Genomic DNA, 20,452 nt, shown 5'->3' with positions numbered 1-20,452 from the left:
TCCGAAATTGCTTTAAGGATCTTTCTTCTCGGATCAAGATCGTTCGAAAGATTCGTTTCAGGGGTAATCAGTTATTACCTTTTAAGCAATAGTAATCATTAAAGTTGGGTGGGAACCGCTAAGTAATCTTTGCTTGCGGGCGCTCAAAGAGACGGTTGCTGTCTGTCAAAATTGCTGTTGCGCAGTCTCAAAAACACCACACTGCTGCTTAAAAATTGAGCATAATTTCCGTGCGGAATAAAATTATTAATTCGATTTTTGAGCTGCTTGAGGCTTTGAAAAAATGCCGAGCGACATGATTCCGCTGAGACAGGTGAATGCGTTATGATCGCGGCATGACTACTGAAGATACCCAGCAGACGACAGTGTTTGAACACATCGGCGGCGCCGGCAAAGTGCGGGAGCTTGTTGATCGTTTCTATGACCTCATGGAGCTCGAGCCCGAGTTCGCCGTCATCCGTGCATTGCATCCCACGCCGCTTGATGGATCCCGCGACAAGCTGTATTGGTTCTTATGCGGATGGCTAGGCGGACCCGACATGTATATCGAACGCTTCGGCCATCCCCGGCTGAGGGCGCGGCACCTGCCGTATGCGATCGCCTCCGTCGAGCGCGACCAGTGGTTGCGCTGCATGGCCTGGGCAATGCAGGACGTCGGTATCGACGAGGCGCTGCAGGAAAGGCTGATGCATTCGTTTTTCCAGACTGCCGACTGGATGCGCAACAAGGCTGGCTGATGCCGCTGCCGGCATGCCGGCTTTCGTTGTGTGCAATCATCAACATTGACAATCCATGACCATGACAGACATCTTGATGGCGGCCGCATTTGCCGTCGTCATCGCGCTTCAAATTCTTATCCTGCTGCGCGCGCGCGGTAGCGATATGTCATCGCAGCTGCAGCACTTGCAGGCGGAGCTGCAGAAACACGAGCTGCAGACGGGAGAGCGCATCGAACGGGAACTGCGTCATCAGGTGCAGATGACAGCGCAAGGAACGCGCCAGGAACTGGGAGGCAACTTCGCGCAGTTCCAGCAGACGCTGATGACGCAATTCACCAATGTTGCCCGCCTGCAGAACGCGCAGATGGACGCTTTCTCCCAACAGTTGTCCAAGCTCACCGACGCCAATACCCAACAGTTGGATGCCATGCGCCAGTCAATCGCGCAGCATGCGCTGGCCGCCCGCGAGGAACAGGCGGGTTCCCTGAAGCGTTTCGGCGATACCCTGTCACAGGGGCTGGCGCAGCTGACCGAATCCAATGCCCAGCGCATGGCGGAAGTGCGAGGCACTCTTGAGACCCGGATCCGTGATCTGCAGACGGACAACGGCGCACGCCTGGAGGAAATGCGCAAAACCGTCGATGAAAAGCTCCATGCGACGCTGGAGCAGCGCCTGGGGGAATCCTTCAAGCTGGTGTCCGACCGGCTTGAAAAGGTACACCAGGGTCTGGGGGAAATGCAGCAGCTTGCCATCGGTGTCGGCGACTTGAAGCGCGTCCTCACCAATGTGAAGACCCGCGGCACCTGGGGTGAAGTGCAGCTGGAGATGCTGCTGGAACAGGTGCTCACGCCTGATCAGTATGCGAAGAATGTGGAGACGGTGCCCGGCAGCGGCGAGCGCGTGGAGTTCGCCATTCGCTTGCCTGGCCAGGACGAGGGGATGCGCCCGGTCTGGATGCCGATCGATGCGAAATTTCCGAAGGAACAGTATGAGCGTCTTGCGCATGCGGCCGAGCTTGCCGATGCCGAAGGCGTGGCGGCGGCGGGACGAGAGCTCGAGCGTGCGGTGCGCATCGAGGCGAAAACGATTGCCGAAAAATACCTGTCGCCGCCGCTCACGACCGACTTTGCGATCATGTTCCTGCCCACCGAAGGCCTGTATGCGGAAGTGATACGCCGTCCCGGCCTTGCCGATGAATTGCAGCGTTCCTGTCGGATCAGCATTGCCGGGCCTTCTACGCTTTCCGCGTTGCTTAACAGCCTCCAGATGGGCTTTCGGACGCTGGCCTTGGAAAAGCGTTCATCGGAAGTCTGGCAGGTGCTCGGTGCGGTCAAGACCGAATTCGGCAAGTTCGGTGATGTGCTCGCCGCCACGAAGACCAGCCTGGAACGCGCCGCCAAGAATATTGAGCAGGCGGAAACCCGCACCCGCCAGATGACGCGCAAGCTGAAGTCGGTGGAAGCCTTGCCTAGCGAAACCGCGCAACTGCTTCTGCGCACGGAATTGGCGGATCCGGTCGAGGAATAGGGGATGGCGGAGCGAATGGCATTCTGCAGCGCACGAACCTCATAGACCACACACCTTTTAAATGCCCGGCCGTTCGGCCGGGCATTTTTGCATGTGCGGGAACGGGCACCCGTCATCGCTCGGCCTCCAGCCTCTTGAGGCGGACTGGAAACCCTCGCGCGCCAGTCCAACGTGGAATTCCAATCCCAAGCCAGGCCAAGCCATGAAATCGCGTCTTCTCCGCCTGCCTGGGTTGTGCTCGTCATCCATAGCTCCGCTATGGATTCCTGATCTGCGACCCAGGCCACGCCAGTCGAAAAATCCATCGGTCGCATGGCACGTGATGACTTGAGATTGGGATAACTCGTGCGAACTGCAACCGGTAAGTCCAGTCTGTAATTCATGATAACTTCGCAACGTCGATGCATGCATTGCCCATCGGCGCGGTCTTTCCCTGACTCAAACCCTGTCATCCACCTCTTATGGAAATTGCGCTACTGCTGGGCCTGATCATTCTCAACGGCATTTTTGCCATGTCCGAGATTGCGCTCATGACGGCGCGCAGAATACGTCTGCAGCGTCTTGCCGATGCCGGCGACTCGTCGGCTGCTGCAGCAATGCAACTCGGGGACGACCCGAATCGCTTCCTCTCTACGGTGCAGATCGGCATTACGTCGATCAGCGTGCTCAACGGCATTGTCGGCGAAGCGACGCTCGCCCAGCCGTTCAGCGAATGGCTTGGCCGGATGGGTGTGCAGGCGCCGGTCAATCAGTACCTTTCAACCGGCCTCGTGGTGCTCAGCATTACCTACTTTTCCATCGTGCTCGGCGAGTTGGTGCCGAAGCGGCTCGGGCAGATGAGTCCGGAGGCGATCGCCCGCCTTGTCGCTCGGCCCATGCTCCTGCTGGCGGCATTGACCAAGCCTTTCGTCAAGCTTCTGTCCGGCTCCACGCAGCTGGTGCTTCGTAGCTTCGGCGTCAGGGAAAGCACCGAACCGAGTGTGACGCAGGAGGAAATCAACCTGATGCTGGCGGAAGGCTCGAGCGCGGGCGTCATCGAACATCATGAACACCAGATGGTACGCAATGTCTTCCGGCTGGACGACAGGCAGATCGCGTCGCTGATGGTGCCGCGCAGCGACATCGTCTATTTCGATGTCAACGATACGCTGGAAGACAACCTGCGGCGCTTTGAAAGCAGCGACCATTCGCGTTTTCCCGTGTTGCGCGGCGGCTGGAGCGAGGTCGTCGGCGTGGCGAATGCGCGCCAGCTGCTGGCGCAGACCCTGCGCGGAGAAAAGCCGACATTGCAAAACAATCTTCAACCGGCGGTGTTCGTGCCAGAGTCGCTGACGGGCATGGAGCTTCTGGAGAATTTCAGGAATTCCGGCGTACAGCTTGCCTTCGTGATTGACGAGTACGGCGAGGTGCAAGGCATCGTGACATTGCAGGATGTCTTGGAAGCCATCACCGGCGAATTCAAGACACACCGTGCCGAAGATTCATGGGCGGTACAGCGTGATGACGGTTCATGGCTGCTCGACGGTTTGATCCCGGTTCCGGAGCTCAAGGACCGTCTTGGCTTGAAAATCGTGCCGGAGGAGGAGCGCGGACGCTACAACACCTTGAGCGGCATGGTCATGCTCCTGCTCGGCCGCTTGCCGTTGACCGGCGACCGCTGCGAATGGGAAGGTTGGACCTTCGAGATCGTGGACCTCGATGGCAAACGTATCGACAAGGTGCTGGCAACGCCGATGCCGAACGAAGCGCAGGATGCGACACCTGCAATGTAAGCTTGGATGGGCTTGAGTTTCGCGCTGGAAGAGCCGGAAGCTCGGCGATGTTGCCTTCAACACAATTGCACCTGGCTGTCAAGGATCGCGATTGCTATCGTGTCCGGAAACGAACCCCGGCCGGATTGATTGCGTCATAATCTGTGGCGTTGCAAAAGACCATCCTGACTCCTGACCTCGAAGGATCCCAATGGCACATCGCATTTCCAACCCGATGTCGGGCGGATCACGCCAGCCGAGCCGGCACAAGATCGTTACCGCCGCCGAGGCGGTGTGCCTCATTCACGATGGCGATACTATTGCCACGGGCGGCTTCGTCGGCATCGGCTTTGCGGAAAATATCGCGGTCGCACTGGAGCAGCGGTTTCTTCAAAGCCGGGAGGCTTCCCCGGCAGCCGCTTCTCCGCGCGATCTCACGCTGATCTATGCAGCCGGGCAGGGAGACGGACGGGAGCGCGGCCTGAATCACCTCGGCCACGAAGGGCTGCTCAAGCGGGTGATCGGCGGGCACTGGGGGCTGGTGCCGAAGCTGCAGCAGCTCGCCATCGGCAACCGCATCGAAGCCTATAACCTGCCGCAGGGCGTCATCACCCATTTGTTCCGCGATATCGCTGCCGGCAAGCCGGGCCTCCTGTCGACGGTCGGACTCGGCACCTTCGTCGATCCGCGCCATGGCGGCGGCAAGATCAACGACTCCACCACCGAGGACCTGGTCGAATTGCTGACAGTGGGCGGCAATGAGTATCTGTTCTACAAGGCCATGCCGATCAACGTCGGCATCATCCGCGGCACCACGGCCGATCCCGATGGCAACATCACGATGGAAAAGGAGGCGCTGACGCTGGAAGCGCTGGCCATCGCCATGGCTGCCCACAATTCCGGCGGCATCGTCATCGCGCAGGTGGAGCGCATTGCGGAAAGCGGTTCGCTCAATCCCCGGCAGGTGAAGATTCCCGGCATCCTGGTGGATTGCGTGGTCATCGCGGAGAAGCCCGAATACCAGATGCAGACCTTCGTCGAGCCCTATAGTCCGGCCTTCGCTGGCGAGATCCGGGTGCCGATGTCATCCATCCGTTCCATGGACATGAGCGAGCGCAAGATCATTGCGCGCCGGGCGCTGCTGGAGATCAAGCCGAACGACGTCGTCAACCTCGGCATCGGCATGCCCGAGGGCGTGGCCAGCGTCGCCGCGGAGGAAAAGGTGCTGGACCTGGTCACCCTCACCGCCGAGCCCGGAGTCATCGGCGGCATACCGGCGGGCGGCCTGAATTTCGGCGCCGCGACCAATGCGCAAGCCATCATCGACCAGCCATACCAGTTCGACTTTTATGACGGCGGCGGACTGGACGTCGCCTTCCTCGGCCTGGCTCAGGCGGACCGGCGCGGCAATCTCAATGTCAGCAAGTTCGGGCCGCGCCTGGCAGGCGCTGGCGGCTTCATCAACATCAGCCAGAATGCGAAGAAGGTCGTGTTTGTCGGCACCTTCACGGCCGGCGGCCTTGAGGTTGCGATCGGCATCGGGCAATTGCATGTCCGGCGCGAAGGGGTATCGGCCAAATTCGTCGACGAGGTCGAACATCGCACCTTCAGCGGCGACTACGCGCTGCGGCGCGGCCAGACGGTGCTCTACATCACCGAACGCTGCGTGTTCCGCCTGGTCGAGGCCGGGCTGGAAGTGATGGAAATTGCGCCGGGCATCGACCTTGAGCGGGATGTCTTGTCACGGATGCAGTTCCGGCCGGTCGTCAGCCCTGACCTCAAGCTGATGGACAGCCGCATTTTCCTGCCGGCGCCGATGGGACTGCGCAACGACATCCTCTACCTGCCGCTCGAACAGCGCTTGACGCACGATCCCAAGCGGGATGTCTTCTTCGTGAATTTTGAAGGCTTTGAAGTGCGCAATGTCAGCGATATCGAAGCGATCCGCAGGCAGGTGGCGGCAATGCTAGACCCGCTGGGCAGAAAGCTGCCGGCCATCGTCAACTACGACAATTTCACGATCACTCCGGAACTGCTCGATACCTATGTGGATATGGTGCAGGGACTCGCCGACCGCTATTACAGCAATGTCACCCGCTATACCAGCAGCGCGTTCATGCGCAGCTATTTCGGCAGTGCGTTCCGGCGGCATCGCGCGGAATCCTCGCTCTATGCAAGCAGCGAGGAAGCTCTCTCGCATCTGGCCAGAGGGTCGTCATGAGAACGGGCGCGGTGCGCCACGGCATGGCATGCAGGGAAGGGCGGAAGAGCAGCGCTGCGCTCATCCGCCGATATAGGACATTTCCACTTTCCTGATCTCTCGTTGCAGACCTTCGGTATTGGCTGTGCGCAGTTCGGAATACCGGTCGGTCCGCGCGCGCCAGAGATGGGCGACAGCCGACGAGATTTCCTCATCACTGCGGCCTGCCCGGAGCAAGGCGCGCAGATCGTGTCCACCGGTAGCGAACAGGCAGGTGTACAGTTTGCCCTCGGTTGAAAGCCGTGCCCGTGAGCAATCCTGGCAGAAGGCGCGGGTGACGCTGGAAATCAAGCCGATCTCGCCGCCGCCATCCTGGTAGCGCCAGCGCTCGGCCGTCTCTCCGGTATAGTTGGGCTCGATTTCCTCCAGTGGCATTTCGGCATGGATGCGGCGCACGACTTCCGACGACGGCACAACTTCATCCAGCTTCCAGCCATTGCTCGCACCGACATCCATGTACTCGATGAAGCGGAGGATGAAAGGCGAGCCTTTGAAGTAGCGCGCCATGGGAAGGATTTCCCGGTCGTTCATGCCGCCCTTGACCACCATGTTGATCTTGATGGGACCAAGGCCGACCTTGTGTGCGGCGTCGATGCCGTCAAGCACGTCAGCGACCGGGAAGTCGACATCGTTCATGCGACGGAAAGTTGTCTCATCCAGTGCGTCGAGCGATATCGTGACGCGTTTCAGGCCGGCATCCTTCAATGCCTGCGCCTTGCGCGCCAGAAGAGAGGCATTGGTCGTCAGCGTCAGATCAAGTGCTTCGCCGTCGATGGTCCGCAATTCGCCGAGCATCGCAATCAGCTTCTCCACATTCTTGCGCAGCAGCGGCTCACCCCCGGTGAGCCGGATCTTGCGTACGCCGTGGGCGACGAAGATTTTTGCGATGCGGGTGATTTCCTCGAAGGACAGCAGCGACGAATGCGGAAGGAATGAATAATCCTTGTCGAACACGTCCTTCGGCATGCAGTACACGCAGCGGAAATTGCAGCGGTCGGTTACCGAGATCCGCAAGTCCTGCAGCGGCCGCGCAAGCGTATCGGCAAGGAAGCCGGTCGGGGCTTCCAGGATGGTCGGGATGGCCGGCGCTGCATTGAGCAGGCGGTGGTCGGCAAGGGGAATGATTCGCTCTGCCATGCTTTTGCAAAAGGAGATGCGCGATATTGCGCTAGTGCAGATAAGATACCACGAGCCCAGCCAGTGCACATGCCCCGATCAGAGGAATGGTGCCCACTTTGAAGCGGAACAGCGCAATTCCCGCTGCCAGTGCGATCGCCATGGCGGCAAGGTCCCATTCACCGACCGGCTGGCGCCACCCGAAGACATGATCGGCAAAGAACAGGGCAAGGCTGACGATGACGCCGACGACAGCGGCCGAGATCGCCGTCAGCGGAGCGGTCAGCCTCAGGTTGTTCCTGGTTGATTCCACGAGCGGACCGCCGGCGAGAATGAAGACGAATGACGGCAGGAAGGTGAAAAATGTCGCGACGCCGGCGCCGGCCATCGCCGAGGCGAGAACATGGCCGGCGCCCAGAGCCTCCTTCGTCCATCCGCCGATGAATCCGACGAAGGCGACAATCATGATGAGCGGGCCCGGGGTGGTTTCTCCGAGTGCGAGCCCGTCTATCATTTGCGCGCCGGTGAGCCACTGGAAGGAATCAACGGCACCCTGGTAGACATAGGGCAGCACGGCATAGGCACCGCCGAAGGTAAGCATGGCGGCTTTGGTAAAAAACCATGCCATCTGCGTCAGGGTGCCGTGCAGACCGAAGCTGGCGGCAAGAGCAGCCCCGCAAGCCACGCCGATAGCGACGCCGGCAAGCACGACCGTTGCCAGTTTGCCCCATGAAAAGCGTGCATGCTGGGGCGTTGGCGTGTGATCGTCGATCAATGCCGGTCCGTAGGATATGTTCTTCGTGGAGGCATGTCCGCCGCCGACACTGAATTTTTGCGGCGCTGCAAATCCGCCGATCACGCCGATGAGGGCGGCTGCGAGCACGATGGCCGGAAACGGCACATCGGCCACGGCGATGGCCAGGAAGGAGGCGATTGCAATGGCAATCAGGATGCCGTTGCGCAGTGCGCGCATGCCGATCCGCCATGCCGCTGCGAGCACGACTGCAACGATGGCCGGCTTGATCCCGTAGAGTATGCCTGCGACGACCGGCACGTTGCCGAAAACCATGTAAATCCATGACAGCAGCGCGAGGATCAGCAGGGAAGGGAATACAAACAATACGCCGGCAAGAATGCCGCCCTTTGTCCGATGCAGCAGCCAGCCGATGTAGATGGCAAGCTGCGTCGCTTCCGGCCCCGGCAGGAGCATGCAATAGTTCAGCGCGTGAAGGAAGCGCCGCTCAGAGATCCAGCGCCGCTTCTCCACCAGATCGGCATGCATGATGGCAATCTGGCCGGCAGGTCCGCCGAAGCTGATGAAACCCAGTTTGAGCCAGTACCAAAAGGCTTCTTTCAGGCTGATATCGTGTGGCTGAACAGTGGAAGTCGGGTGCATGTTGAAACAAGCGGCCTTGTCAGGCGCTATCTGCGTATTCGTTGTCCTGGATGAAGTCTGAGCACATGAAAAAGGGAGCTCATGCTCCCTTTTTCATGTTTGTGGAATAACATCGTGAACGATGCGCTTCCTTGCTGCTTAACGTCGGGTTTCGACCTGGATCAGCGGTTCCTGGGACACCGGCGGCAGCGGCTTGCGCTCGCGCGGAACGCGTGGCGGGGGGCTGATCGCCGCAGCAGCTTCCTGTGCCGCACGCAGCTTGTCCGGGTCGGTGACCGCCAGGGTCAGTCCCGCCCTCGCCAGCACTTCCTGCAGGCGGTCAACGTCGGCATGGGCCGGCGCAGTGGACGCGGATGCCGCTACCGGTTCGGCCATCGTCTCGGCCGCCGTTTCGACGGGAGCCGTGACGACAGGGGCGATCTCGGCTTGAGCCGCTGCCGGTGCCGATTCGGTTACCGCTTCCGGTGCCGGCTCGGCCGCCATGGAGGGTTCGCTGGCCGGTTCCGCCGGTGCCGCCACGGGAGCGGACATGGTTTCGGCTTGGGGCACCTCGGCTTGCGGAGCTGTTTCGGCTTCCGGCTGCGGGACGGCCTGTACCGCCACCGGTTCCGTTGCAGGTGCGGCCGCGGGCGCCACTTCATTCATTGACACCGACGCCGGATGGGCCTCCGCTTGTTCCCGCGGATTGGCCGCCGACGTTGCTGCGGGTTCGATGGTTTCCCTGACAGTTGTCACCGTGACTTGCGATGTGACCTCGGTGATCTCCACCTGAATGCCGGCGTCGGAAGTTTCCAGTTCGCCGGCCTCGCCACCCACGGCAGACAGTTCGCCGGTTTCGCGGTCGCGGCGATTACGGTTGCGTCCGCCACGGCGGCGACGGCGACGGCGCTCTTCACCTTGCTCACCATTGCCCTCGTCCGGTCCATCGCCGTCCGTTGCCGCATCTGTTTCCATCGATGCGAATTCCGCAACGGGTACTGCTGCGGGGAAATCGGCGTTGCCAGCGACCTGTGAAGGATTCAGCAATTCCTCGACTGGAGCTTCCTTGCGCTCCTCCCGCTGGCGCTGCTGGCGTTCGCCACGCTCGCGGCGGCCCTCGGCGGGTTCGCGTGCTTCGCGCGGTTCACGCTGTTCTCTAGGTTCCTTCGGCTCGCGCTGCTCCCGCTGTTCGCGTGGCTCCTTCGGTTGGCGCGGCTGGCGTGGAACCGGCGCCGTTTCCGCGACGGGCACTGCGGCCTTGGCGGTTTCCTCGCGGCCGGGATTCTCGGTACGGTTGACATCGCGCTCGTCGCCGCGCTCGCGGCGGCTGCGGCCCCCGCGATTGCGGTTGCGGTTGCCGCGCTCGTTTCTCTCGCGGTTCTGCTGCGGCTTTTCCTCGACCACCGGTACCGGCGCAGGTGCGGGCGCGACCGGTTTCTTGCGGAAGAAGCCGAACATGCGGCTGAAAAAGCCTTCTTCCGACGGCGGCAACATGGGAGCCGCCGGTACGGGCGCAGGTTCGATGACGGGCTTGCGTTCCACGATGGGTGCCGGCTGGTCCGGCGTGATGCCCTTGACCACGGCTTCCTGCCTGGGGCGCACTTCTTCCTTTTGACGCTTGCCGTAGCTGATATCGGTATCGGCTTCCTCGGCCATGTCATAGCTGGCGTGCGCATCTTCCAGACGCGGATCGTCATGCTTGATGCGCTCGAGCTTGTAGTGGGGCGTTTCGAGATGCTTGTTGGGAATCAGGACAACCGTGACGCGATGCCGCGTCTCGATTTTCAGGATTTCGCCGCGCTTTTCGTTGAGAAGGAAGGCTGCGACGTCGACCGGCGCCTGCACATGGATGGCTGCCGAGTTTTCCTTCATCGACTCTTCCTGGATGATGCGCAGTACCTGCAGCGCGGAAGACTCGGTATCGCGGATATGTCCGGTGCCGTTGCAGCGCGGGCAGGTGACATGGCTGCCTTCGGACAGGGAAGGGCGCAGGCGCTGGCGGGACAGTTCCATCAGGCCGAAGCGGGAAATCTTGCCCATTTGAACCCGGGCGCGGTCATAACGCAGCGCATCCTTGAGCCGGGTTTCGACTTCGCGCTGGTTCTTCGCATTCTCCATGTCGATGAAATCGATCACGATCAGGCCACCAAGGTCGCGCAGGCGCAATTGGCGCGCAACTTCATCGGCGGCTTCGAGATTGGTATGGAGTGCGGTGGTTTCGATGTCGGTGCCGCGAGTCGCGCGTGCCGAGTTGACATCAATGGAAACGAGTGCTTCGGTGTGGTCGATGACGATGGCGCCGCCGGAAGGCAGGGGCACGGTGCGGGAATACGCGGTCTCGATCTGGTGTTCGATCTGGAAGCGGGAGAACAGCGGTACGTCGTCCCGGTAGCGCTTGACCCGATGCACCATGTCGGGCATCACATGCGACATGAACTGCTGGGCCTGCTCGTAAATTTCATCGGTGTCGATCAGGATCTCGCCGATGTCGGGCTGGAAATAATCGCGGATCGCACGGATCACCAGCGACGATTCCTGGTAGATCAGGAAGGCGCCTGCAGCCGACTGGCCGGCACCTTCGATCGCACGCCACAACTGCATCAGGTAATTCAGGTCCCACTGCAGTTCTTCGACGTTGCGGCCGATGCCTGCCGTGCGGGCAATGACGGACATGCCCGAAGGCAGATCCAGCTTGTCCATGGTTTCGCGCAGTTCCTGGCGATCTTCGCCTTCGACCCTGCGGGAGACGCCGCCGCCGCGCGGATTGTTCGGCATCAGGACCAGGTAACGGCCGGCGAGGGAGATGAAGGAGGTCAGGGCCGCGCCCTTGTTTCCGCGCTCTTCCTTTTCGACCTGGACCATGATTTCCTGGCCTTCGCGCAACGCTTCCTTGATCGAGCAGTTGCGTACGTCGACACCGTCCTTGAAGTAGCTGCGCGCCACTTCCTTGAAGGGCAGGAAACCGTGGCGTTCTTCACCATAATTGACGAAACAGGCTTCGAGGGAGGGTTCGATGCGGGTGATGACACCCTTGTAGATATTCGATTTGCGCTGTTCGCGGCCGGTCGTCTCGATATCAATGTCGATGAGTTTCTGCCCATCGACAATCGCCACGCGCAATTCTTCCTGCTGCGTGGCGTTGAACAACATGCGTTTCATTATTTGTGCTCCGTGACTCTCAGGTCATTTTTAGTGCGGCACAGGCGAAGCTCGCCCATGCTGCGTGGTACATGGATGTACGCGGGAACGGAGTGCTTGAGGAGGGAATTGCCTATTGTGCGGGATGCAATCCATATGATCTTGATCGCAATGGGGCCGCAACGGGGCGCGAATGAGGTTGATCCGTCTGCCGGACGCGCTCCTGATCCGCGCTGCGCGCATCGAATATATCGAGCGCAGCGCCAGGCAATGAGCATGTTAATCGAACCAAATAAATCATGAGTTCAAGCAGAATCGGCAAAACGGCGTTCAACTTCATCAACCAGCGAGCATCCCGACAGCGGGCGTGCTCGCCAGACTTATCCTTAATATTCAAGCATTCTTGTTCAACATCGATGCGCGCTGTCCGGTCACAACAGCGGTGCGACCCCGACTCGCGCAAGGATGATGCATACACATCTTTTCCATCGAATTTGCAACTCGCGGAGGCCGATGGAGACGCCCCTGTGTAGAATGTGCTTTTTATTCTTACACTCGCGCCGATTTGTAACCGGTGCGAAACAATTATATATTCAAAATGAAGGACTTAGCGAGATTTTCTGGGGAACGTCCGGTTTCCGAACCGCCCAATCAGTATTCCCAGGCAGCTGCTCAAGTCCGACTGGTGACTATTTCAGACGAAGAAGCCGACCAGCGTATTGATAATTTTCTATTGCGGGTCTGCAAGGGCGTTCCCAAAAGCCATATTTACCGGGTGCTGCGCTCCGGCGAGGTGCGCGTCAACAAGGGGCGCATCGACCAGACCTACCGCCTGAAGACCGGCGACGTGGTGCGCATTCCGCCGGTTCGCGTTGCCGACAGGCCTGAAAACAATGTACCTGCCGCCGAATTCAATATTCTCCTGGAAGACAATCATCTGCTGGTGATCGACAAGCCGGCCGGGGTGGCGGTGCACGGTGGATCCGGTGTCAGTTACGGCGTCATCGAACAATTGCGCGCTTCGCGGCCTCAGGCGAAATTTCTGGAACTCGTTCACCGCCTGGACCGCGAGACATCCGGCATCCTGCTGCTGGCCAAGAAGCGTTCCGCGCTGACAAACTTGCATGAGCAGATCCGGGAGGGCGAAATCGACAAGCGCTATCTGGCGCTTGTGCACGGAAATTGGCAGAATTCCCGCCAGCACGTCAAGTTGCCGCTATTTAAATACAATACTCCCGACGGTGAGCGCCGGGTCAGGGTGCAGGCCGATGGGCTTCCATCTCATACCGTCTTCAATCTGGTGCGCAGGTTCGGCGAATTTGCACTGCTGGAAGCTGAATTGAAGACGGGACGGACCCACCAGATCCGGGTCCATTTGGCCTCAAGCGGATTTCCCATTGTCGGCGACGACAAATATGGTGACTTTGCCCTCAATCGGGCAATGCAGAAAGCGGATGGCAACCGGATCGCCTTGAAGCGTATGTTCCTGCATGCATACCGGATAACATTCCGGCATCCGGAGCATGGGAAGCCGGTAACGCTCGACGCCCCGCTTGCCAGGGAGTGCGAACAGTTTCTGAAAAGCCTTGGCCAGCCAAACTCTTGAAATTTTCCATCAACCTCGTCTAACAATGAGCAGGTCACGCTGCCCCGGAACATGCCTAGAAAGAAATTTGATCTGATTGTCTTCGATTGGGATGGCACATTGATGGATAGCACGGCCACCATCGTGGCGTGCATACAGGCGGCGGCAAAGGATCTTGGCTTGCCGGTGCCGGATAACAAGCAGGCTGCCTACGTTATCGGCCTGGGACTGCATGAAGCCATGCAAACGGTATTGCCGGGACTGGAAGCAAAGCACTATCCCCACATGGTGGAGCGCTATCGTTTTCATTACCTGACCAAGGACAAGGGATTAACCTTGTTCGACGGCGTGCGCGAGATGCTGTCCGACCTGTCCCAGCAGGGCTATTTCCTGGCGGTCGCCACGGGGAAGAGCCGCGTCGGGCTGAATCGGGCGCTTGACGCCGCCAACCTGCTGTCAGTGTTCGATGCAACCCGCTGTGCGGATGAGACCTTTTCCAAGCCGCATCCCGCGATGCTGCAGGAACTGACCCGGGAATTGGGCCAGGATCTCTCTCGTACCGTGATGATCGGCGACACGACGCATGATCTGCAAATGGCCATCAATGCCGGCGCGGCGGGAATAGCCGTCCATTACGGCGCTCACGACGTGCCTGAACTGGAGGAATTGTCGCCACTGTTTGCGGCCAGTTCCGTTCCAGAACTTCACACATGGCTTAATGAGAATGCATAATTCCGCGATGGATAAGGCCGGCATTCCCATCTGCGAATCGTCGGCGCTCGAAGACGGTGGAAAGGGAGTGCGGTTTCCGTTGATCGCCGGCGGCAGCGGCAGCACCGGTTTTGTTGTCCGGTATGACAGCCGGGTCTATGCCTACCTCAACCGGTGCGCCCATGTGCCTATTGAACTTGACTGGAATGAGGGTGAATTTTTCGATTCCGGCGGCCTGTATCTGATGTGTTCCACCCATGGCGCCCTATATACCCCGGAAGATGGACGCTGTGCCGGCGGTCCTTGCCGCGGCGGGCGTCTGCGGCCCATCGCCGTCTACGAGAAGGACGGTCAGGTATTCTGGCAACCGGATGACTATGTAAAACCAATCGTGGCCTGAAAGGGCCGTAACGCTAGACAAATCGATAATGAGTGAAAACAACTACGAACAACACGGCCAGCACGGTCCAATTTCTTCCGGCAGTGTCCCGCGGCGAGAGGGATGGGAGCGCGAAACGCTGGAAAAGCTGGCATTCGCAACGCTTTCCGAACAGCGGGCACGGCGCCGCTGGAACATTTTCTTTCGTTTCATAACACTCGGCGTGATTGTTTTCGGCATATGGATGGCGTTCGGCATGGCCGGCAAGGAAGACGAGATCGTCGGTCCGCATACTGCGCTTATAGAGATCGATGGCACGATCGAATCGGGCACGCCGGGTGCGGCCGATGCGGTCATTCCCGCGTTGAACCGGGCATATTCGGATAGCAATGCCGTTGGCGTCGTCCTGCGTATCAACAGTCCGGGAGGAAGCCCGGTTCAGGCCGGCATCATCAATGACGAAATCCAGCGTCTGCGCAAGGAGTTTCCCAAAAAGCCCTTGTATGTGGTTGTTGACGAAATCTGTGCATCGGGTGGGTACTATATTGCGGCGGCGGCCGACAAGATATTTGTCAACAAGGCAAGCATCGTCGGTTCTATCGGTGTCTTGATGGAGGGCTTCGGCTTCACCGGCCTGATGGAGAAGGCCGGTGTCGAACGCCGCCTGATGACAGCCGGCGAAAACAAGGGCTTCATGGATCCCTTCAGTCCGCAATCCGCCAAGCAGAAGGATTTTGCTCAGGAGATGCTCAATGAAGTGCATCAGCAATTCATCGACGTTGTCCGGCAGGGGCGAGGCAAGCGACTGAAGGAAACACCCGAAACCTTTTCCGGTCTTTTCTGGAGTGGATCGAAGTCCGTCGAAATGGGTTTGGCCGATGGTTTCGGGACTGTGGATTCTGTCGCCCGCGATGAATTGAAAGCTGAAGACATCATCGACTATACCCAGCATGAAGGGCTATCCGAGCGCCTGCTGAAGAAATTCGGTGGAGCAGTCGGTACCGCAGTCATGGCATCGATCTCAAGCAATGCAGGCAAGCCAAGCCTGCGCTGATCGGGTATTCGGCGACGTGCCCGGGCGCGGCACTTTCGCCTTGCATCTTCAGGATGGGGCTCTATACTGCACTTGTCCGGTTTCGTTTCGATCCTTCGAATGCATAAGACGTACGCAGTAAGGAAAAACTCTTGAGCCGGGCAATATTTGCCACGTCTGGGACGCGGCATGAGAGGTATCGATCCCTCTCTAAACAGCCCGATGGGCTTGCAAAACGGCGGCGCAATACCGCCGTTTTGCGCATGTGCGGCCGACCTGCCAACTTTGTCGCAAACTACACCTTGCGTGCTTCATATCTATCTGCCTTGTTCGGTCTGCGCGCTTGACCTCACTCTATTCCGCAAGGAAAAGAAACACGGTGGGCTTCTTGTGAAAGTCAGGCATTCTGCCCGCCGCCATTTCGGCTTTCCATTTTCCAGCGGCTTGTGTTTTGATGCTTTCGGAAGGAAGGCTCAGATCCGTTGCCACACAGACGACGGTGGACGCGTTGCAGGTATTCACCATGGCTTCGAGCAATGCAGCGTTTCGGTATGGCGTTTCGATGAAGATCTGCGTCTGGCGCTCGCCCCGCGATCTCTCTTCAAGCGCTTTCAGCCGCTTCATCCTTTGCCCCGCATCGGTTGGAAGATAGCCGTTGAAGGCAAAGCTCTGTCCATTCAATCCGCTCGCCATGACAGCCAGAAGCAATGATGACGGACCAACCAGAGGCCGCACCTTGATACCCGAAGCATGCGCGAGACGCACAAGATTTGCTCCCGGGTCGGCAACGGCCGGCACGCCAGCTTCGGAAATCAGGCCGGCATCCTGGTCGGCAAGAAGAGGGGCCAGCAATCCGGGTAGAGCGTTCGCTTCTGTATTGACATTGAGTTCCCTGATGGCGATCTCTTGCAGTGGTGCCGCAAGAGGGTGCGTCAGACCAATCAGTTTGAGATGGGCACGGGTTGTCTTTGCATTCTCCGCAATGAAATAGGAGAGTGATGCGGTAATGGCTCTGACTTGTTCGGGAATGACTTCCGCCAGTGGATTCGCCGGAGTGCCGTCGTTCAGGCCGAGCGTGTTGGGAATAAGGTACAGGATTCCGGTCATGGCAGTTCAGGTAAAGAAATGGACGCCCGCACGGCGAAGCATCGTACATAGGGCAATCAGGGGAAGCCCGGTCAGCGACGTCGGATCGGTGCTTTCAATTTTCTCGAGCAGGGCAATGCCGAGTCCCTCATTCTTGGCGCTGCCGGCGCAATCATAAGGCTGCTCGATTCGCAGATAATGATCCAGTTCCTCATCAGGGAGGTCCCGGAACGTGACAATGGTGCGTACGTTTTCCATTTGCGCCGCTGCCAGCGCATCAGGAATGCGTCCATCCCACAGGCACAGAGCAGTATGGAAGATGACTTCGCGCCCGCGCATCACGCGCAGCTGCTGCAATGCGTTCTCGTGAGATCCGGGCTTTCCGATCTGCTTCCCATCCAGCGTTGCCACCTGATCCGACCCGATGACCAGCGCATCCGGCACCTGCCTTGCCACGGCGGCGGCCTTGAGCCGTGCCAGCCGAAGTGCCGTGACTTCAGGCGCTTCTCCTGAAAGCGGGCTTTCATCGATATCGGGGGAAATGCACTCGAAGGGAAGATGCAGCCGGGATAACAGGTCGCGCCGATATCTTGAGCTTGAAGCCAGAATCAGGCGCGGCAAGTGATGATGAATAGGCATGGAGTACGGGAATTCAGGCGGCGGCTCGAGAAAAGCCGCCTAAGGCTTTGACGAATAAGGGAAAACCCTGTTATTATCGCAGGTTTTCCGGGTTCGTCTTGATATGAATGCTTTTGTGATAGACGCGTTCGAGTTCTGCCGGCTCAAGGATCAGCGCGACGGCGAGTTTTCGGTTGAGGCGCTGCCGCGGCTTGCCGAGGAATCGGTGGACCGTTCCGGCGCTGTGAAGTGGTCCTTGCGGGGTGGTACCAACCTGCATGGTCATCCTCAGATGATATTGTCGGTATCTGGTCGTGTGCGCCTGCTTTGCCAGCGGTGCCTTACCCCGATCGATTTTGCGATCGAATCTGGCGCCGTGCTGGTGTTGGCGCCTGATGAGGGAAGCGCCGACGAGATGGATGCGTTGCTATCCGACGAGGACGTCGAGGTAATTGTTGGCAGCCATGCCTTCGATCTCCGGCAGCTGGTAGAGGATGAGGCATTGCTGACAATACCTCTTTCGCCGAGGCATGAGGCTTGTGAAAAGCAACTGATGCCTGACAACGTGGCGGAAGTGGAAAAGGAGTCGCCGTTTGCGGTGCTCAAGAATTTGAAGAAATAATGTGGCAAAGCGGTACATGATGCACGCCGCCTAACAAGTGCAGCAAAAGTTTCCCGGCAAGCAATAAGATGCTGAGCTGGATATGTTAAAATTTCGGATCTTAAGGTTTAGGAGTCATCATGGCCGTTCAACAGAACAAAAAATCCCCTTCGAAGCGTGGCATGCACCGTTCGCACGATCATCTGAGCGTTCCGCCGTTGGCTGTTGAGCCGACTACCGGCGAAACTCATCTGCGTCACCACATCAGCCCGAACGGCTACTATCGTGGACGCAAGGTTCTCAAGACCAAGAACGACGAGTAATCTCGCTCTTTTTTCGAAGCTAGAAGCGGCGCAGAGAGTTTGACTTGGCGCCGTTTTTTCATATGCTGATCAAGCGCTTCGCGTCATTTTGAATCACGCCAGACCTGGCCCGCTAGGCGGTTAGAGCGAGGTACTGAGTCAAAACAATGACAATAAAAATTTCCATCGACTGCATGGGCGGCGATCATGGCCCGTCGGTCACCATTCCCGCAGCTGTTTCCTTCGTCAATCATGAGCAGGATGCAGAGCTGATTCTGGTCGGTCTTGAAGATGTCATCAGGGCCGAGTTGAAAAAGCTGAATGCTTCAGCACATCCGCGCCTCAGCATTGTTCATGCCACAGAAATCGTTGGCATGGATGATCCAATAGAGGTTGCACTGCGCCGCAAAAAAGATTCCTCGATGCGTGTTGCCGTCAGTCTGATCAAAGACGGCAAGGCGAATGCCTGCGTCTCCGCGGGCAATACCGGCGCTCTCATGGCGGTATCGCGCTATGTGCTGAAGACGATACCTGGAGTGGACCGGCCGGCAATCTGTTTTCCCATGCCGAACCAAAAGGATTCGCCGACCTACATGCTGGATCTGGGCGCGAACGTCGACTGCGAACCGCAACACTTGCATCAATTCGCCCTGATGGGATCGGCACTGGTATCAGCGCTCGAGGGAAAGGCCAAGCCGACCGTCGGCCTGTTGAATATCGGCGAGGAAGACATCAAGGGCAATGAGGTCGTCAAGCAGACCGCCGCGTTATTGCGCGCCGATCATGAAAAGGGCACCCTCAATTTCTACGGTAACGTGGAAGGCAATGATATTTTCGAGGGAACGACCGATATCGTGGTGTGCGACGGTTTCGTCGGCAACGTTGTTCTCAAGGCGTCTGAAGGTCTGGGACGCTTTCTGAAAAATATCGTCAAGAGCGAATTCAAGAGCAATGCCATCAACATGCTCGGAGCGGTGATCGCGCAGGGCGCGCTCAAGTCGATTTCCCAGCGAATGAATCCTTCCCGCTACAATGGTGCCAGCCTGCTGGGCTTGCGCGGCCTGGTGTTCAAGAGCCACGGCGGCGAAGATGCCTACGGCTATGAGTGGGCGATCAAGAGGGCTTATGAAGCGGCCCGGCATGATGTGTTGGCGCGCATCTCCACCACGATTGCCGAATTGATGCCTCAGCCGAACGGCGCATCTGCATCCGATGCCGCAGGCGCATCCAGCGCAATGATCTAACCGGATAAAAGACAGCATGACCCTCTATAGCAAAATTGCAGGCACGGGAAGCTATCTGCCGCCCAGGCGCGTGACCAACAATGAGCTTGCAGCTCAATTGGCCGAGCAGGGCGTCGAAACTTCCGATGAATGGATCGTCTCGCGCAGCGGAATTTCTGCCAGGCATTATGCTGACAAGGGTGCATTGGCCAGCGATCTGGCTGTCGAAGCATCCAGGCAAGCCATCGACGCGGCCGGACTCCTGCCTAACGATATCGATCTCATCATCCTCGCCACTTCCACGCCTGACCATTTCGGAGGCTTTCCGAGCACGGCATGCGTCGTCCAGCGCAAGCTGGGCATCACCAACGCCTGCGCTGCGGTCGACGTGCAGGCAGTCTGCAGTGGCTTTGTTTATGCAATGTCCGTGGCCGACAGTTTCATCCGATCGGGAGCGCATCGCAATGTGCTCGTCATCGGTGCCGAAATCTTCTCGCGCATCCTCGATTTCAAGGATCGCACAACTTGCGTCCTGTTTGGCGATGGCGCCGGAGCAGTGGTGCTGACACCTTCAGCAGAGCCTGGCGTTCTTGCCACCAAGCTGCATGCGGACGGCAGCCATGGCGACATTCTCTGCATCCCTGGCAATGTCAGCGGCGGTGCAGTGGAGGGAAGCGCCTTCCTGCATATGGATGGGCAAGCCGTATTCAAGCTTGCGGTATCCGTGCTTGAAAAAGTCGCCAACGAAGCATTGAAGGCTGCTGACATGAGCGCCGACCAGATAGATTGGCTTATCCCGCATCAGGCCAATATTCGCATCATGCAGGGCACGGCAAAAAAACTCGGCTTGCCACTGGAGAAAATGGTCGTTACGGTCGATCAGCACGGCAATACCTCAGCTGCGTCGATCCCCTTGGCGCTTGATGCCGCGGTAAGAGACGGTCGCGTCAAGCCCGGACACAACGTCATGATGGAAGGCGTGGGCGGTGGTTTTACCTGGGGTGCGGTTCTCGCACGAATGTAATTA

17 protein-coding genes are annotated in these 20,452 nt (G+C 58.8%); 12 read left to right on the top strand and 5 right to left on the bottom strand.

Annotated elements, in window-relative coordinates:
- The first annotated feature begins 335 nt into the window (after positions 1 to 335).
- The 4 genes from FH061_RS09170 (at position 336) to FH061_RS09155 (ending at position 6,219) form a co-directional block, all read left to right on the top strand.
- Positions 336 to 737 (top strand): group II truncated hemoglobin, encoded by a 402-nt coding sequence (locus FH061_RS09170; protein ID WP_192804976.1) that lies wholly within the window; start codon positions 336 to 338, stop codon positions 735 to 737.
- A 55-nt stretch (positions 738 to 792) separates the two neighbouring features.
- A complete protein-coding gene (rmuC, locus tag FH061_RS09165) occupies positions 793 to 2,247 on the top strand; it encodes a DNA recombination protein RmuC (RefSeq protein WP_192804975.1) in 1,455 nt (484 codons plus the stop codon).
- Between the two features lie 461 nt (positions 2,248 to 2,708).
- On the top strand, positions 2,709 to 4,019 hold the full coding sequence (locus FH061_RS09160; RefSeq protein ID WP_151635180.1) for a hemolysin family protein: 1,311 nt from the start codon (positions 2,709 to 2,711) through the stop codon (positions 4,017 to 4,019).
- 190 nt (positions 4,020 to 4,209) lie between these two features.
- Entirely contained in the window at positions 4,210 to 6,219 is a 2,010-nt protein-coding gene (locus tag FH061_RS09155; protein WP_151635178.1) for an acyl CoA:acetate/3-ketoacid CoA transferase, read from the top strand.
- A gap of 60 nt (positions 6,220 to 6,279) precedes the next feature.
- Here the strand turns inward: FH061_RS09155 and moaA are convergent, their stop codons facing one another.
- The 3 genes from moaA to FH061_RS09140 all read right to left on the bottom strand — a co-directional run bounded on the left by moaA (position 6,280) and on the right by FH061_RS09140 (position 11,908).
- Positions 6,280 to 7,395: a GTP 3',8-cyclase MoaA gene (gene moaA, locus FH061_RS09150; RefSeq protein ID WP_151635176.1), complete on the bottom strand. Its 1,116-nt coding sequence runs from the start codon at positions 7,393 to 7,395 to the stop codon at positions 6,280 to 6,282.
- Between the two features lie 31 nt (positions 7,396 to 7,426).
- Positions 7,427 to 8,770, bottom strand: a complete 1,344-nt coding sequence (gene chrA, locus FH061_RS09145) for a chromate efflux transporter (RefSeq protein ID WP_151635174.1) — start codon at positions 8,768 to 8,770, stop codon at positions 7,427 to 7,429.
- 138 nt (positions 8,771 to 8,908) lie between these two features.
- Positions 8,909 to 11,908 carry an Rne/Rng family ribonuclease gene (locus FH061_RS09140; RefSeq protein WP_151635172.1) on the bottom strand — a complete coding sequence of 1,000 codons (3,000 nt, stop codon included), beginning with the start codon at positions 11,906 to 11,908 and terminating at the stop codon, positions 8,909 to 8,911.
- Positions 11,909 to 12,485: 577 nt separating this feature from the next.
- On the opposite strand from FH061_RS09140, the gene rluC reads away from it, so the two are divergent.
- From rluC to FH061_RS09120, 4 genes are read left to right on the top strand one after another with little or no spacing between them, the layout of a single operon-like run.
- On the top strand, positions 12,486 to 13,493 hold the full coding sequence (gene rluC / locus FH061_RS09135) for a 23S rRNA pseudouridine(955/2504/2580) synthase RluC (protein ID WP_151635170.1): 1,008 nt from the start codon (positions 12,486 to 12,488) through the stop codon (positions 13,491 to 13,493).
- A gap of 51 nt (positions 13,494 to 13,544) precedes the next feature.
- On the top strand, positions 13,545 to 14,204 hold the full coding sequence (locus FH061_RS09130) for an HAD-IA family hydrolase (protein WP_151635168.1): 660 nt from the start codon (positions 13,545 to 13,547) through the stop codon (positions 14,202 to 14,204).
- Positions 14,197 to 14,583, top strand: a complete 387-nt coding sequence (locus FH061_RS09125; protein WP_225984553.1) for a Rieske (2Fe-2S) protein — start codon at positions 14,197 to 14,199, stop codon at positions 14,581 to 14,583. The genes FH061_RS09130 and FH061_RS09125 overlap by 8 nt, the downstream gene beginning before the upstream one ends.
- Before the next feature lie 28 nt (positions 14,584 to 14,611).
- The gene (locus tag FH061_RS09120; RefSeq protein ID WP_151635166.1) at positions 14,612 to 15,616 is read left to right on the top strand and encodes a S49 family peptidase; all 1,005 of its coding nucleotides are present in this window, start codon (positions 14,612 to 14,614) and stop codon (positions 15,614 to 15,616) included.
- Between the two features lie 333 nt (positions 15,617 to 15,949).
- Here FH061_RS09120 and FH061_RS09115 read toward each other — a convergent pair whose 3' ends face one another.
- Together FH061_RS09115 and FH061_RS09110 are read right to left on the bottom strand one after the other, a co-directional pair.
- Positions 15,950 to 16,702 carry an SAM-dependent methyltransferase gene (locus FH061_RS09115; protein ID WP_151635163.1) on the bottom strand — a complete coding sequence of 251 codons (753 nt, stop codon included), beginning with the start codon at positions 16,700 to 16,702 and terminating at the stop codon, positions 15,950 to 15,952.
- Positions 16,703 to 16,708: 6 nt separating this feature from the next.
- Positions 16,709 to 17,320, bottom strand: coding sequence for a Maf-like protein (locus tag FH061_RS09110; protein WP_151635161.1), 612 nt, complete (start codon positions 17,318 to 17,320; stop codon positions 16,709 to 16,711).
- Between the two features lie 115 nt (positions 17,321 to 17,435).
- On the opposite strand from FH061_RS09110, the gene FH061_RS09105 reads away from it, so the two are divergent.
- The 4 genes from FH061_RS09105 to FH061_RS09090 all read left to right on the top strand — a co-directional run bounded on the left by FH061_RS09105 (position 17,436) and on the right by FH061_RS09090 (position 20,449).
- Positions 17,436 to 17,921: a YceD family protein gene (locus FH061_RS09105; RefSeq protein WP_318840974.1), complete on the top strand. Its 486-nt coding sequence runs from the start codon at positions 17,436 to 17,438 to the stop codon at positions 17,919 to 17,921.
- Positions 17,922 to 18,040: 119 nt separating this feature from the next.
- A complete protein-coding gene (rpmF, locus tag FH061_RS09100; RefSeq protein ID WP_057293158.1) occupies positions 18,041 to 18,223 on the top strand; it encodes a 50S ribosomal protein L32 in 183 nt (60 codons plus the stop codon).
- Positions 18,224 to 18,369: 146 nt separating this feature from the next.
- The gene (gene plsX, locus FH061_RS09095) at positions 18,370 to 19,446 is read left to right on the top strand and encodes a phosphate acyltransferase PlsX (protein WP_151635159.1); all 1,077 of its coding nucleotides are present in this window, start codon (positions 18,370 to 18,372) and stop codon (positions 19,444 to 19,446) included.
- 16 nt (positions 19,447 to 19,462) lie between these two features.
- A complete protein-coding gene (locus FH061_RS09090) occupies positions 19,463 to 20,449 on the top strand; it encodes a beta-ketoacyl-ACP synthase III (protein ID WP_151635157.1) in 987 nt (328 codons plus the stop codon).
- The last annotated feature ends 3 nt before the right edge of the window (positions 20,450 to 20,452 follow it).

The sequence above is a fragment of the Noviherbaspirillum aerium genome, assembly GCF_008929045.1.
In the GTDB taxonomy this organism is placed as follows: Bacteria; Pseudomonadota; Gammaproteobacteria; order Burkholderiales; family Burkholderiaceae_D; genus Noviherbaspirillum; species Noviherbaspirillum aerium.
This window is presented reverse-complemented; position numbering and strand designations above follow the sequence as displayed.